We start from the raw sequence: 13,863 nt of genomic DNA on the forward strand, positions 1-13,863 counted from the left end.
TATGGCAAAGGCCATCTCCGAAACATCGTGTATATGGTTAATACATAAATCGCTGCTGGAAACGGATCCGGTCAAACTGTTCCTTGGAGGACAGCGGAACGTCCCGGCCGATGCGGACCATAAGGCAGTTGGCCGGATGGGAACAGATTTCCGGATCGTCGGTGGCGTACCATACCATGTCCACGACTTTCATCAGCCGCTCCATCATTTTGCGATAGTCCCATACGCTGAGGCCGCTGGATTTGAGGTCCCAATGCCAATAGTACTCGGTCGTAAAGACAATGTAGGGCTCCATTTGGCCGCCTTCAAAAGCGGTTGTGATCATTTTCTGCCCGAGTCCCAGTGAACGGTAGCTGTTGGCCACCTCAATCGCTCCCAGCTCGATCAGGTCGGCCATATGACCCTGCGACCAGCGTTCCTGCTCGTCCGGGTAGTGGAAGGTGACATAGCCGACGATCACGTTTTCATCCCGGGTAATGATGATTCTCCCTTCCGGAAGACCGGCGATTTCGATCAACGCCTTGTGCTGCTCGGTCGGCCTGCGGAAAGCGTCGAGATCCGGATGCATCGTAAGCTCCGCGAGCCTCCCCGGTAGTACTGGACCTTCGACAATCAGGCAGCGGTCCTCGCGGGACAGCGGATGGACATGATACAGTTTGAGGTGTTCCATCTGGACGCTCCTTTCTGCTTCTAACCTACTTATAGCAAAAAAACAAATAAATGAAAAGGGAATGGCAGGGGCATACATCCTGTGCTATAATATCTCTGACATAAATTAGTCACATTTTTTGCTGTTTCCGTAAGTGCTTAACCTGTATGCTATACCCTTTCAGCAATCATTCAAAACTCTCGTAAATCAAGTCATGATGTGTATGGTGTCAATCTATTGGCATGAACTCATACAAGATTGTAAGCGCTGCCCTAGCATGGGAGAACAGAGGGAGGATGAAAGTATGGATCAAATTCACAATGAAATCTTGCCGAGCGTGGTTTCATCATCCAATATGGGCGATTATGAACAGGCTCGTTCCGAGTTTCAATGGGAAGATGTGGAGAAACATTTCACCTGGTATGACACAGGCAAGGTAAATATGGCTTACGAGGCAATTGACCGCCATGTGGCGGAAGGACGCGGATCGAAGACGGCGCTCCTGTACAGCGATGCTTCCCGTGATGAGTCGTATACCTTTGCGGAGATGAAGGAGCAGTCCGACAAATTCGGTAACGTGCTGCGCAAATACGGTATCGGTAAGGGAGACCGGGTGTTTATTTTTATGCCGCGGAGTCCGGAGCTTTATTTCTCCCTCATGGGTATTTTGAAAGTGGGAGCCGTCGTTGGACCGCTCTTTGAAGCGTTTATGGAGACGGCCGTCAAGGATCGGCTCGAAGACAGCGGGGCCGTCGCCCTGATTACGACGCCACAGCTGCTTGGGCGCGTCAAGAAGGATGAGCTTCCCGACTTGAAGCATATTTTCGTCGTTGGCGACAATGTACAGACGGACGACAGCATTATTGATTATAAGCAGGAAATGAACGAAGCGCCTGCGGACCTGCAGATCGAATGGCTGGACCGCAGCGACGGATTGATTATTCATTATACTTCCGGTTCCACCGGCAAGCCGAAGGGCGTATACCACGTTCAGAATGCGATGATTCAGCATTACTATACGGGCCGGATCGTCCTTGATCTTCGGGAAGACGATACCTATTGGTGTACGGCTGACCCGGGCTGGGTAACAGGGACATCGTACGGCATTTTTGCCCCTTGGCTGAACGGGGTAACCAATGTCATCCGCGGCGGACGCTTCAGTCCGCAGGATTGGTACGGCACGATTGATAAATACAAAGTCACGGTGTGGTACAGCGCACCGACCGCTTTCCGGATGCTGATGGGGGCTGGGGCCGATGTGATTTCCCAGTTTGACCTCAGCAGCCTCCGCCACGTTCTGTCCGTTGGCGAGCCGCTGAACCCTGAAGTCGTCCGCTGGGGCGAGAAAGTATACGGGCAGCGCATTCACGATACATGGTGGATGACCGAAACGGGCGGGCAGCTGATCTGTAACTATCCTTCCATGGCCATCAAGCCTGGCTCCATGGGACGGCCGCTTCCAGGGATCGAAGCTGCTATCCTGGACGATAACGGCAAGGAAGTGGCGCCATATACAATGGGCAATCTGGCCATCAAAGCCCCTTGGCCGTCGATGATGAACCAGATTTGGAAAAACCCGGCCAAGTATCAGGAGTATTTCAGAATTCCCGGCTGGTACATTTCCGGGGACTCGGCATACATGGACGAAGAAGGTTACTTCTGGTTCCAGGGCCGGATCGACGATGTCATCAACTCGTCCGGCGAGCGGATCGGACCGTTCGAAGTCGAGAGCAAGCTTGTCGAGCACCCGGCGGTTGCAGAAGCCGGCGTCATCGGCAAGCCGGATGCGACGAGAGGCGAAATCATCAAGGCGTTTATTTCGCTTCGCGAAGGTTACACCGAGTCGCAGGAGCTTAAGGACGAGATCTACCGCTTCGTCAAAGAGGGATTATCGGCCCATGCTGCACCACGCGAAATTGAGTTCAAGGATAAACTGCCGAAGACGCGTTCCGGTAAAATTATGCGGCGCGTGCTGAAGGCGTGGGAGTTAAACCTTCCGACAGGCGATTTGTCCACAATTGAAGACTAAGCACAGAATCTAGCGTTATCTTGGCTAACGGTAAGGGATAACGCCGTAAAAAGAATAAAAGAACAGCCGGTTGCCCAGGGTTATACCCTGACAGCCGGCTGTTTTCGTTATCCCGATATTTCTGATAAACCGCTCTATATACAATAAAAAAGAGGCAATCCCATACCGGGATTGCCTCTTGTGATGCTGTAACTGCTTGCCAGGTCCATTACTTTTTCTCAAAGTAGGCGCCCGGCGATTTTGGCGATTCGCCTGCGCTATTTACCGCAGATACGAAGAAGTAACCTTTGATTGGAGTCGATGTGGTGTACGATAAGCCAGGCTCCGTGCTGGTGCCTAATTTGACATACGGACCGTTCGGATTCGTACTGTAATAAACGTCGTACTCTGTGACCATTTCCTGGGCTCCTGCGGCGGTCCACTGGAATTGGATTCCGGTCTCCGTAGCAGCCATTTGAAGCCCGCTAGGAGCGGCTGGAGCCGTCTGAGGCGCCTGTTCCGTTCCCGGTGTCTCTCCAGATGCCGTACCGCCGTCCGGATTGTCCTGCCCGTCGTTTTGTCCTTGTTCCCCGGACGGATCGTCCGTGCCTCCGATTATGTTGGTTAATCCGCCGCCAAGGCCGACGGTCATGCTCGGTGCGGACTCCTTGCCGGCCACGTCCACGGCCGTGACATAGAAGCTGGATCCGCCACTCGCAGCGCTCGTAAAGGATGACCCTTCTCCGACGAGAAGGCTGGCCTGTCTCCGGTAGGAGCCACCGTTATCCGAGCGGTACAGCCGGTAGCCGACGACATCGGATTGTCCGGTAGGGCTGAAGGAGATGACGGCCTTGCTGCCGTTCCACGAGATCGAAGCGTTCGATGGGGCAGCCGGTGCGGCGCCGTCGTCTACGCGCGGATCGATCTTGGTCGGCATGTCGCTGTTGGCATCCCTTGGGATATAGTAAGACAGCGCATTGTGGCCGCCCTTCATTTTGGCAAACGCGTTCTCCAGCTCTTTGATCAGCTCGGAAATCGGTTTTTCCCGTTTGACGACGACCTTCTCCTTAAGCATGTCATCCGGCGTACCATCCTGCGGGATATAGTTTACGCCGTTGTAGGTAATGTACTTCTCTTTGGCGATGCCGTCGTCGCTTTCCGTCGGAACGTATTTGCTGTTGAAAATGTCGGTCACGAACCGGTCCGTGAGCGATGTCGGCAATTTGCCGCTGTAGGCGGACACCGTCTTGGTTACGATGCCGTCCGGTTTATCGAACTTCGAAGTCTTGAACAGCTCCGGTTCTCTGTCGATCACCTCGTTCATCACGAGGGTCCAGATCGACTGGGCGCGTTTCTTCGCCGCCTTGGTGGTCAAGGTGTTCTTTTGTTCCTTATAACCTGCCCAGACCCCAAGCGTCACGTCAGGGGAATAGCCCAAAAACCAGACGTCGCCGTAATTCTGGGTCGTACCCGTTTTGCCGACGATCGGCACGGTTTTAAAATGCTTGTAATTTTTGCGGACGACATCGCCGGTTCCTTCGGTGATGACGGTCCGCAGCATGTCGGTCATCAGATAGGCCGTCTGCTTGGAAAAAGCCTGCACCGGCTTGGCTTCGTGCTGATACACGATGTTGCCTTTGGAGTCGGTGATTTTCTCGATCATGTAGGCGTCGTTAAACTGGCCGTTGTTCGCAATGGCGCTGTAAGCATTGGTCAGCTCTTCAACCGTCACACCGTAAACGAGGCCGCCCAGCACGCCGGTCTTTGCACCATAATCATCCGGTTGCAGGGTCGTGATCCCGAGCTTCTTGGCAAAGCTCCAGGCGTTCTGGATTCCGACAACGTTATTGTACAGTTTAAGCGCGACCGTATTCACGGAATTGTTGAGTGCAGAGCGCGCCGTCATCAATCCTTTATATCCCGAAGTTGAGTTTTTGGGAATATGATACCCTTTTTGCCAGTCCGGCAAAATAATCGGCGAATCGTCAACCACGCTTGCCGGTTGAATTGCACCGGACTCAATCGCCGGCAGGTAAGCCGCAATCGGCTTCATCGTCGATCCCGGCTGGCGGATCATCTGGGTCGCATAGTTCATCTGTTCTTTGTTAAAATCACGGCCCTCGATCATGCCGAGAATGGCGCCGGTCTTGTTGTTGATCATCATGGCCGCCGTTTGCTCGGCCCCCTTGGTTTTGCTGTCAGGGGAGAAGTTGCTGTCATCCTCGGCGATTTTATGCATCGTATTGTACACCTTTTTATCAATCGTGGTATAGATCCGATACCCGCCCGTGCTGAGCTGCTGCCGGGCTTCTTCAAGCAGATCGCCGTCCTGCTTCGCATCATCCCCGGGAACTTTGCCTTCCGCCTGCTCATTCAGCTGCATGATGATTTGGGCGCCTTGGCGCTCCGTTTCCATCATCAGATAAGGGAAGGTCGCGTATGCCTTCTCCACATGGGGAGCCAGCTGCTTGCGAATGTCGAAAGCGAGCGCTTCCTTATACTGGGCTTCCGTGATTTTGTTCTCCTCAAGCATACGCCGGAGCACCAGATGCTGCCGGTCGATGGCGCGCTTAAAGTTGGCTTCGTTAAACTCGCCTTTGCCGTTGAAGGCCGAATATCTGGAAGGCAGCTGAGGAAGACCGGCCAAATAAGCCGCCTCGGCGACGTTCAATTTACTGAGATCACTAATATTAAAAATGCCTTTGGCTGCGGCCTGAATACCGTACAGATTGTAGCCGCTGGATCCGTTGCCGAACGGAACCTTGTTTAAGTATGCCGTTATAATTTCTTCTTTCGTCATAAACCGCTCCAGCCGGAGCGCGAGCAAAATTTCCTTGAATTTCCGGTCTTCCGTTTTGTCCAGGTTCAGGAATACGCGTCTGGCCAGCTGCTGGGTGAGCGTGCTTCCTCCGGTCTGCACGGATTCATGCAGAAGCTTCTGCTTGACGGCACGGAGCGTGCCCTTGATGTCAACACCCTTATGTGTAAAAAAGTTATTGTCTTCAATCGATACGACGGCGTCGATGACGATGGGCGGTATCTGCTTATACTCCACGGGGCGTCTGTCCTCATCGGTCCGAAGCTGTCCGATGGGGGTGCCGTCACGGAAGTAGGCGAATCCCGTAATGGAGTTCTCGCTCATCTTCTGGTCAATCAATGCCCTGGAACGGACCGGATCATCCTTCACGATGGAAGTGAGGTACCCGGCTGCCGTACCGCCGGCGAACAGTGCTCCCATAACGATGACGACCAGCGTCCACATCGCGGTAAGGCCGATGATGCGGCCGTAGGACCGTTTTTTCGGAGCGGTCTGCTCTTCCGGCTTTTGTTTGTTATCTTCAACCATTCGTGGCTATCCTCCTTTTGACGGAACTATTATAGCATAAATTGCGTATTTTGAATGCAGAGATCGAATCGTGGCCAAATGGATGGCAATCATTGACTTTTTTCGGGTGTGTGGTATAAATAGGGTTAATCCAAAAAGAACATATCGTCAAAAGGCAAAGAAAGACTCCAGTAGAAGGGAGCCTGGGCTGATCAGAGAGCCGGTGGGTGGTGCAAACCGGCAGCCTCTCCCTTTGAATTACCGTCTTGAGCCGTCCGGAGGAACGCGCGTCACCAGGAGCGTAAGTAGTCTGGCACCGGACCTGGCAGTCCGTTATCGTAATGAAGTGAAAGCAGTGGGTGGAAGGGGATCGTCCCCGAAACGGCTGCTTTAATTAGGGTGGTAACGCGAGCAGGCTCCTTCTCGTCCCTTGGGACGAGAAGGAGCCTTTTTGCTGTACATTCTAAACGGATCAGAGAGAGGTTGATGACGATGAAGTGGGAACAACTTATGCCGGCCCAGAAGGAAGAGGTTGAACGCCAACTGGCTGTCATCAGGAGGGGGACGGTCGAAATCCTGCCGAACGAAGAGCTGGAACGCAAGGTGATCCGGTCGGTTGTGCAAGGACGGCCGCTCAAGGTAAAGCTGGGTCTTGATCCATCCGCTCCGGACATTCATATGGGGCACACGGTAGTGCTGCACAAGCTGCGGCAGTTTCAGGAGCTGGGACATGAGGTGCAGCTGATCATCGGGGATTTCACGGGCCGGATCGGCGACCCGACCGGGAAATCGGAAACCCGCAGGCAGCTGACGGAAGAGGACGTGAAGCGGAATGCGGAAACGTATCAGGCTCAGGCGTTCAAAATATTAAGTCCCGACAAAGCGAAGGTATACTACAACTCCGAATGGCTCGGCCCGATGACCTTTGCCGACGTGATCGGGCTCGGTTCCAAAGTGACGGTGGCCCGCATGCTGGAGCGAGACGATTTTTCCAAACGGTATGCCGGCGGGCTCCCGATCAGCATTCACGAGTTTTTCTACCCGCTGATGCAGGGCATGGATTCGGTGGCGCTGGAGACGGATATCGAGATCGGCGATACGGATCAGACGTTTAATCTCATGATGGGCCGCACATTGCAGAAGGAATACGGGGGAGAACAGCAGGTGGCGATCACGCTTCCGCTGCTGGAAGGGCTGGATGGCGTGCAGAAGATGAGCAAAAGCCTCGGCAATTACATCGGAATCGATGACGCACCGAACGAAATGTTCGGCAAAACGATGTCGGTGCCGGATGGGCTGATGGTGAAATACTTCGAGCTGGCCACGGATATCACGAATGAAGACCTTCAAATTCTGCGTGAAGGATTGGAAGGCGGCCGTATTCACCCAAGGGATGCCAAAATGAGCCTGGCGGCAGCTTTTGTCCGGATGTACCACGGGCAGGAGGCGGCCGAAGCGGCCCGGCAGCATTTCGTCACTGTCTTTCAGCAGCGTGCGCTTCCTGAAGATATCGAGCTGCGCGATATTCCCGCAAACGAGCTGCAGGGAGGGGCCATCCGGCTGGTTCGGCTGCTGATCCTTATCGGATTTGCTTCTTCCAACAGCGAGGCCAGAAGGAGCATTGAGCAAGGGGCGGTCAAGCTGAATGAAGTGAAAATCGAGGATCCCCATGCGGAGATCGCAGTCCGGGACGGCGATATCGTTCAAGCGGGAAGACGCAAATTTGCCAAGCTCCGGCTGCTATAGAAGATTTAAGAAGCCGTGGGAAGGCTGGGAGAGGCCGGGGGATACCACCACGATACACAGGGCTGCCAGTCAGCCCTGTTTTTCATTCAAAACAAACAAAAAAGCCCGGAACATAAAGTTCCAGGCTGGGTTGCAGCAAATATTAACGGTTGTAGAATTCGACGATTTGTCTTTCGTCGATGTCTTGGGAAAGCTCGGCGCGCTCTGGGAAACGGATGTATTTACCTTCCAAAGCTCCATCGTTGTACTCCAGGTAGCCTGGCAGATGCGTACGGTTTTCCAATGCTTCTTTAATAGAAGAGAGGCTGCGGCTTCTTTCGCGAAGACCGATCACGTCGCCTGTGCTTACTTGGTAGGAAGCAACGTTTACTTTCTTGCCGTTAACAGTCACGTGACCGTGAGCGACCAATTGGCGCGCTCCTGCACGGGAGTTAGCGAAACCAAGACGGTAAACAAGGTTGTCCAAACGGCTTTCCAGCAAGAACATGAAGTTTTCGCCGGCAATACCTTGCATTTTTTGCGCTCTGTCGAACAGCGTGCGGAATTGCTTTTCACCCAAACCGTACATGTGGCGCAATTTTTGTTTTTCTTGAAGCTGCATACCGTAGTTGCTCATTTTTCTCCGTTGGTTAGGACCGTGTTGTCCCGGAGGAAAAGGGCGTTTCAATTCTTTACCAGTACCGCTCAGGGAAATTCCCAGACGACGGCTCAATTTGAACTTTGGACCTGTGTAACGTGCCATGTTATAGTAGACTCCTTTATTTTTCGAATAATTTACAGTAGGGCTCTATTTGCGCCGTATTTGTTTACCTGTGCGTCCTAGTACGAACCGCACAACTGACGGGAAAGTTCAGCCGCTGTCCTGTCAGCAACAAATGACGTGAGGGTGACACAACGTTACGCCCAAATCAAGACTATATTGCAGTCTTTTTCAACAATAGATTTTATATTATAGAGTAGGCAAAAGTCAAGGCCTGACATTGTGTTGGAAAAGTCTAATTTTGTCGATAGGGCTATAGTCCTAAAAAAGTAGGACGAATATCTGAAATATGAGTGCAAAATTGCTTGGAACAGAGTAGAATATGATTATTATAACACATCCGACATAACCCGACTTTGTCAGGGGATTTTCATATTGCAAGGATGACAATGATTGATTGTGATTTTATGGTGCCTTGAAAGACACCCTCTGGGCACGGTGTAAAGGAGCGCCTGTCTATGTCAGAACACCAACGAGAAACAACCAAGCATCAAAGCCTGTTCCAGACGAATACCGAGCTGGCGTTTCCCTCAGAGTCGGCTACTTCCTGGCTGCAGGAGATCGACTTGTCCATTCATGATTTGCCCTATGTGGATCACGTGATTCAGGAAGCCTTTCTCCAGTGGCGCACCGAAGGGCAGGCGCTGACGTTAAGCGGACAAGCCTTGTGGGCCGTGACGGATTACGAAGGGCGCTGGATCGAAGGCGATGAAGCTCTCCATTCGGAACCTTTCTGCGGTTTGACGGGAGAGATCGGCCGCTGCCTGGAGTCGGGGGAACAAGTCTGGGACCATCCTGATGACCCGGCGGATCGCGGAAGCTCCTGGGTCACGACGGTTATTCCGGTCTTTACGCGCCGGGACCATGCGCTGGTGTGCCTTCTGGTCTGCGGGATTCCCGCACGCTTATTGGATGAAGGAACCCGGGACACCGTTGCCGCGATGGCGCTTCACTATCGTTCCTGCCTGTACAAAAGCTTTAAGTTCGCCCTCGTATCGGACATTCTGAAGGTACAGGAAAGCACGGAAAGGGAAGCCAACCGCCGGTCCATCCTGTTCCAAATCATGCAGCGGATGCATGATCAGATCGACGTCGAAACCGTGCTGACGGAAGTTCTGGACAGCCTTGAAGTACTGTACCCCACCGTCCGGGCGAGGCTGCTCATGTCCCAGGACCATCAAAGCCGCAATCCGCGGGTAGAACCGCTCGTGTTTCATCCCTGGGGCGAGGATATCTGCGTCAGGTCTTTTATGGATGGAAGGCTCATGATGCAGGATGGCAGCGGCGAAGGAATGGAAGGCCAGACCGAAATTGCCATACCGCTCGGCGGTAAGCAGGGCGTCTATGGGGTGCTGCATCTGGTGATGTCCCGGGAGCTCCGGGAAGACTTAGACCTGCAGCTGATCGGCATGGTGGTCGACACGGCGGGGAACGCGTTCGAAAATGCGAAGCTCTATGAGCAGTCGAACCTGCTGATTCATGAGCTGCGCCTCATTAACGAATTGACTCAGCGGCTGAACCAGAGCCTCAAGCTGGGGGATATCTACAAGTTTGCCAGCGAAGAGATGCTGGATATTTTTCAGGCGGATTACTGCTGCTTCCTGCAGTACAATGAGGAGCGGAACGTTCTGGAGGTCATGGCGTCCAACGTTTCTGGCCTAGCCCCGTCTTTTGATGCAGAGTACGGCTTCGGCGGACTTGTCTTTCATAAAAAGGAACCTGTAATTCTGTCAGACTATTCGCTGAACGGCAAAGTCCCCTCAAAGCTGATGGAAATCACGCATTCGCAATCCCTCATCGCTTCACCGCTGACCGTAAACGGCAAGGTGATGGGGGCGATTCTGCTGACGCACCGCAGCCCTCATTATTTTTCCTATGACAACTACCGGCTTCTGCAGACCTTGTCCAGCCACATCGGCCTGTCGGTGAGCAACGCGCTGCTCCACGCCGAGCTGAGACGGATGGCCAACCGGGACATGCTGACCGACATGTACGCCCGCCATTACCTTGATAAGATGATTCAGCAGTATCAAGTGAGCGATTTTTGCGGGTCTCTGATCGTGGTAGACATTGATGAATTCAAACAGGTTAACGATACATACGGCCACCAAAAAGGGGACGACATTCTCAGGCAGGTCAGCGATATCGTGAAATCCTCCATTCGGGAGGAAGACGTGCCTGCGCGCTGGGGCGGGGAAGAGCTCGCGGTGTATATGCCGCAGCTGGGGGTGCACCAGGCGGTCAAAGTCGCTGAAGTGATCCGAAGCCGGGTCGCCCGGGAGACAAGCCCGTCCGTTACGATTTCAAGTGGAATCGCGGAATGGTGCTGGACGGACCCGCAGGTGAGTGTAGACAGCTTGTTCTACAGAGCGGATATGGCCCTCTACAGGGCGAAGAACAGCGGACGCAACCAAATCCAAATGGAGAACATGAACGATATGTAGCAGGCGGCCCCACTCTCGGGTGGGGGCGCCTTATTTTTGCATGAACTGGCAGGGCGGGGGACAGTCTATAAAGCAAAAAGGACCTATGATCGAAGAATGAACCTTGGTTCATTTTGTCCGGAAAGGCAGTTTACCCATGATGAAAAAAATGGTACTTCCCGCCTTGCTGCTGCTCGGCCTTTGCGGCGGTTTGACAGGCTGCGGCATGTTTCAGGACTCGAAATCGCCGGAGGAGTGGTTTTCCCAGACGATTACCGGACTTGCCGGCATCGATTCGTTTTCATTTAGCGGCCTGGCTTCGGTCCGTGCCCAGGATCAGGGGCAGGTGCAGAACTTTGCTTACACCGGCAGGCTCACGGGCCACGACCAGCTGACCATGGAGAGCGTGATCCCTACTGGGGAGGCGGTTCAAACCACGGGACTCCAGGCACGGGGAATCACCGGGAAGACCGTGAAGGTGACGAATTTCCGCAGGCAGGACGGGGGATGGGTGAGGCTGTCGAGCGAAGCGAACCCTGAGGATAACTCTCCTTCATTAACCCGGTTAAACCCTCTACAGCAGCTCGACGGCATTCATGGGCTTCCCAAAAGCATCAAGGTGGAGTCCAGCGCCGGCCGCGGCACCAAAGTGCTGCGGATCGAACTGGAAAGCTCCAGCGCAAAGGACTTTTTGGCGAAGCAGCTTGAATCGGAAATGGAGGGTCTCCGCAAGCAGCCAGGATACACTCATGCACAGTCCGGGCAAAAGCAAAAGCTGCAGACGCTCTGGAATCAGGGGGACAAGCAGCTGCGGCGGATGCTGAACGACGCCCAGGTCAGCACGGTCTATCATTTGACGATTAACCGCAAGTCCGGATTTCCGGTTCGTCTGACCTCCGAGAGCGCGATCGACTATGTCAATCTGGACGGTGCGCAGACGCGGGAGACGATGGTCAACGATGTATCATTCCAGCCTTAGGCTCGCCCAGTGACGATAAGTTCCGCACCGGACGATCGGGCGGCTGCTCATTTGGTCATCATCCGACCGGCAGACTTCGGGCTTTTCGCTGCATCCGCAGCTCTCATGCTGACGGGACTTGCCATGCGTGCTACAATAAGTCTGAATGAATTAACCTTTGTTCAAATAAATAGCTTACAGGTTATGTCAACGGGAGGAAATAAGTCATGCGTGATCCTAGAATTCAAAAACTGGCGGAAAACCTCGTCGGTTATTCCGTGAACGTACAGCCGGGGGAGAACGTCCTTGTCGAGATGATCGGCTCGGAGCGCGACCTGCTGAAGGCTGTCATTGATGAAGTCGGCAAGCGGGGAGGGCGTCCGTTCGTACAAATTACCGACAAATCGGTGCAGCGTACGATGCTGATGAACGCATCGGAGGAGATGCTTAAGACATGGGCGGACATCGACCTGAACCGGATGAAGCAGATGGACTGCTATATCGGCATCCGTGCCGGAGAGAATGTCAACGATCTGGCCGACGTTCCTGACGAAAAGGTAAAGCTGTTCAATTCGCTCTACAATCATCCGGTACATAGCGGGCAGCGCGTCAACCACACCAAATGGGTGGTGCTGCGTTATCCGAATCCAAGCATGGCCCAGTTGGCCAATATGAGCACGGAAGCCTTTGAGGACTTCTATTTTGACGTATGCAACCTTGATTACGCCAAGATGGACAAAGCGCAGGATCCGCTTGCCGAGCTGATGAGAAAGACGGACAAGGTCCGTATCGTCGGCCCGGGCACCGATCTCAGCTTTTCCATTAAGGGAATCGGCGCCGAAAAATGCGCAGGCGAGAAAAACATTCCGGACGGCGAGGTATATAGCGCACCGGTGCGTGATTCCGTCAACGGCACGATCAGCTACAACACCAGCACGGTATACAACGGCATTTCGTTCGAAAATATCAAGTTTACCTTCAAGGACGGAAAGATCGTGGAAGCGACCAGCAACGATACCGAGCGCCTGAACAACATTTTGGACTCGGACGAAGGGGCACGTTATATCGGCGAATTCGCGATCGGGTTTAATCCGTATATTTTGCACCCGATGAAGGACATTCTGTTCGACGAAAAAATTGCCGGCAGCATCCACTTCACCCCGGGTCAAGCCTATGAAGTAACGGATAACGGCAACCGCTCCTCCATCCACTGGGATATCGTGCTGATTCAGCGTGAAGACTACGGCGGCGGGGAGATCTACTTCGACGACGTGCTGATCCGCAAAGACGGCATCTTCGTCATTCCGGAACTGCAGGGGCTGAATCCTGAAAACTTGAAATAGGAATAGCTAAAAAAGGGAACCCGGCCCGTAAGGCCCCAGGTTCAGCGCTTTTCAGAAATTCCTTGCGCGAGAAAGCGGATTCAATGTATCATAAAAGTGGTAAAATCATAGTATACTTGATATCAAAAGCTACGGAGGGATCCTATGTCCAGTAACAACGCAGCTGTTGTAGAAATCGCCCAAACAGCAAGCCAATTTACCTCTTCGATCGTACTTCAAGCGGAAAACAAGTACATCGATGTCAAAAGTATCCTCGGTCTGTTTACGACACTCGTAAGCAGCCAAAGCTATGAGCTTCATGTTCATGGACCGGATGCGGACGAGGCTAAAACGGCGATGAAGGAAGTGTTTGCCAAACACGGCCTGAACGTCAACGTGGTCTCTGAGTAAGCGATGAAGAAGAGCGCACCTGCTGGCAACAGTAAGGGCGCTTTTTTTAAAGTCATAACCTTGATATTTACCGGGGTTATTCTAGAACCTTGCACCGCCGCCAGCCTTCCCCTTAGAGTCCCTTTGCGCCGCGCTTGGCATTGAAACCTGGGGTCTTTGCGGACGATGGGCCAGAGTTTCCTGTTCCTTCGGCTTCCCGGGGACGTTTTTCTGGGCCAGGTTCTTGTATTGGTGTTCAATTTCGTCTAATATTAAGAATAG

At 53.3% G+C, this 13,863-nt stretch carries 9 protein-coding genes and 1 other annotated feature; of the genes, 6 read left to right on the forward strand and 3 right to left on the reverse strand.

Going from position 1 to position 13,863, the window contains the following annotated elements; translation table 11 throughout:
• Positions 1 to 37 precede the first annotated feature (37 nt).
• Positions 38 to 670, reverse strand: a complete 633-nt coding sequence (locus C7820_RS01860; RefSeq protein ID WP_116229578.1) for a GNAT family N-acetyltransferase — start codon at positions 668 to 670, stop codon at positions 38 to 40.
• Positions 671 to 953: 283 nt separating this feature from the next.
• On the opposite strand from C7820_RS01860, the gene acsA reads away from it, so the two are divergent.
• Positions 954 to 2,678 carry an acetate--CoA ligase gene (gene acsA / locus C7820_RS01865; protein WP_105444570.1) on the forward strand — a complete coding sequence of 575 codons (1,725 nt, stop codon included), beginning with the start codon at positions 954 to 956 and terminating at the stop codon, positions 2,676 to 2,678.
• Positions 2,679 to 2,886: 208 nt separating this feature from the next.
• Here acsA and C7820_RS01870 read toward each other — a convergent pair whose 3' ends face one another.
• On the reverse strand, positions 2,887 to 6,003 hold the full coding sequence (locus tag C7820_RS01870; RefSeq protein ID WP_116229579.1) for a transglycosylase domain-containing protein: 3,117 nt from the start codon (positions 6,001 to 6,003) through the stop codon (positions 2,887 to 2,889).
• Between the two features lie 148 nt (positions 6,004 to 6,151).
• Positions 6,152 to 6,416 (forward strand) — a binding site (T-box leader).
• A 58-nt stretch (positions 6,417 to 6,474) separates the two neighbouring features.
• Between C7820_RS01870 and tyrS the strand changes: the two genes are divergently transcribed.
• Positions 6,475 to 7,728, forward strand: coding sequence for a tyrosine--tRNA ligase (gene tyrS, locus C7820_RS01875; RefSeq protein ID WP_116229580.1), 1,254 nt, complete (start codon positions 6,475 to 6,477; stop codon positions 7,726 to 7,728).
• 142 nt (positions 7,729 to 7,870) lie between these two features.
• Here tyrS and rpsD read toward each other — a convergent pair whose 3' ends face one another.
• The gene (gene rpsD / locus C7820_RS01880) at positions 7,871 to 8,470 is read right to left on the reverse strand and encodes a 30S ribosomal protein S4 (RefSeq protein WP_076169912.1); all 600 of its coding nucleotides are present in this window, start codon (positions 8,468 to 8,470) and stop codon (positions 7,871 to 7,873) included.
• Between the two features lie 476 nt (positions 8,471 to 8,946).
• Here rpsD and C7820_RS01885 point away from each other — a divergent pair, with 476 nt between their 5' ends.
• The 4 genes from C7820_RS01885 to C7820_RS01900 all read left to right on the forward strand — a co-directional run bounded on the left by C7820_RS01885 (position 8,947) and on the right by C7820_RS01900 (position 13,602).
• Positions 8,947 to 10,932 carry a sensor domain-containing diguanylate cyclase gene (locus C7820_RS01885; protein ID WP_116229581.1) on the forward strand — a complete coding sequence of 662 codons (1,986 nt, stop codon included), beginning with the start codon at positions 8,947 to 8,949 and terminating at the stop codon, positions 10,930 to 10,932.
• 136 nt (positions 10,933 to 11,068) lie between these two features.
• Positions 11,069 to 11,890 (forward strand): hypothetical protein, encoded by an 822-nt coding sequence (locus tag C7820_RS01890; RefSeq protein WP_116229582.1) that lies wholly within the window; start codon positions 11,069 to 11,071, stop codon positions 11,888 to 11,890.
• A gap of 206 nt (positions 11,891 to 12,096) precedes the next feature.
• A complete protein-coding gene (locus C7820_RS01895; protein WP_076169915.1) occupies positions 12,097 to 13,212 on the forward strand; it encodes an aminopeptidase in 1,116 nt (371 codons plus the stop codon).
• 144 nt (positions 13,213 to 13,356) lie between these two features.
• Positions 13,357 to 13,602 (forward strand): HPr family phosphocarrier protein, encoded by a 246-nt coding sequence (locus tag C7820_RS01900; protein WP_076169916.1) that lies wholly within the window; start codon positions 13,357 to 13,359, stop codon positions 13,600 to 13,602.
• Positions 13,603 to 13,863: the final 261 nt, after the last annotated feature.

It is taken from the genome of Paenibacillus sp. VMFN-D1, assembly GCF_003386155.1.
In the GTDB taxonomy this organism is placed as follows: domain Bacteria; phylum Bacillota; class Bacilli; order Paenibacillales; family Paenibacillaceae; genus Paenibacillus_AQ; species Paenibacillus_AQ favisporus.

What these genes read in the sequence shown, in the direction of transcription:
- C7820_RS01900 (WP_076169916.1), top strand. Translation starts at nt 13,357, where the DNA reads ATGTCCAGTAACAACGCAGCTGTTGTAGAAATCGCCCAAACAGCAAGC.
- C7820_RS01870 (WP_116229579.1), bottom strand. Translation starts at nt 6,003, where the DNA reads ATGGTTGAAGATAACAAACAAAAGCCGGAAGAGCAGACCGCTCCGAAA.
- rpsD (WP_076169912.1), bottom strand. Translation starts at nt 8,470, where the DNA reads ATGGCACGTTACACAGGTCCAAAGTTCAAATTGAGCCGTCGTCTGGGA.
- C7820_RS01890 (WP_116229582.1), top strand. Translation starts at nt 11,069, where the DNA reads ATGATGAAAAAAATGGTACTTCCCGCCTTGCTGCTGCTCGGCCTTTGC.
- acsA (WP_105444570.1), top strand. Translation starts at nt 954, where the DNA reads ATGGATCAAATTCACAATGAAATCTTGCCGAGCGTGGTTTCATCATCC.
- C7820_RS01895 (WP_076169915.1), top strand. Translation starts at nt 12,097, where the DNA reads ATGCGTGATCCTAGAATTCAAAAACTGGCGGAAAACCTCGTCGGTTAT.
- C7820_RS01860 (WP_116229578.1), bottom strand. Translation starts at nt 670, where the DNA reads ATGGAACACCTCAAACTGTATCATGTCCATCCGCTGTCCCGCGAGGAC.
- tyrS (WP_116229580.1), top strand. Translation starts at nt 6,475, where the DNA reads ATGAAGTGGGAACAACTTATGCCGGCCCAGAAGGAAGAGGTTGAACGC.
- C7820_RS01885 (WP_116229581.1), top strand. Translation starts at nt 8,947, where the DNA reads ATGTCAGAACACCAACGAGAAACAACCAAGCATCAAAGCCTGTTCCAG.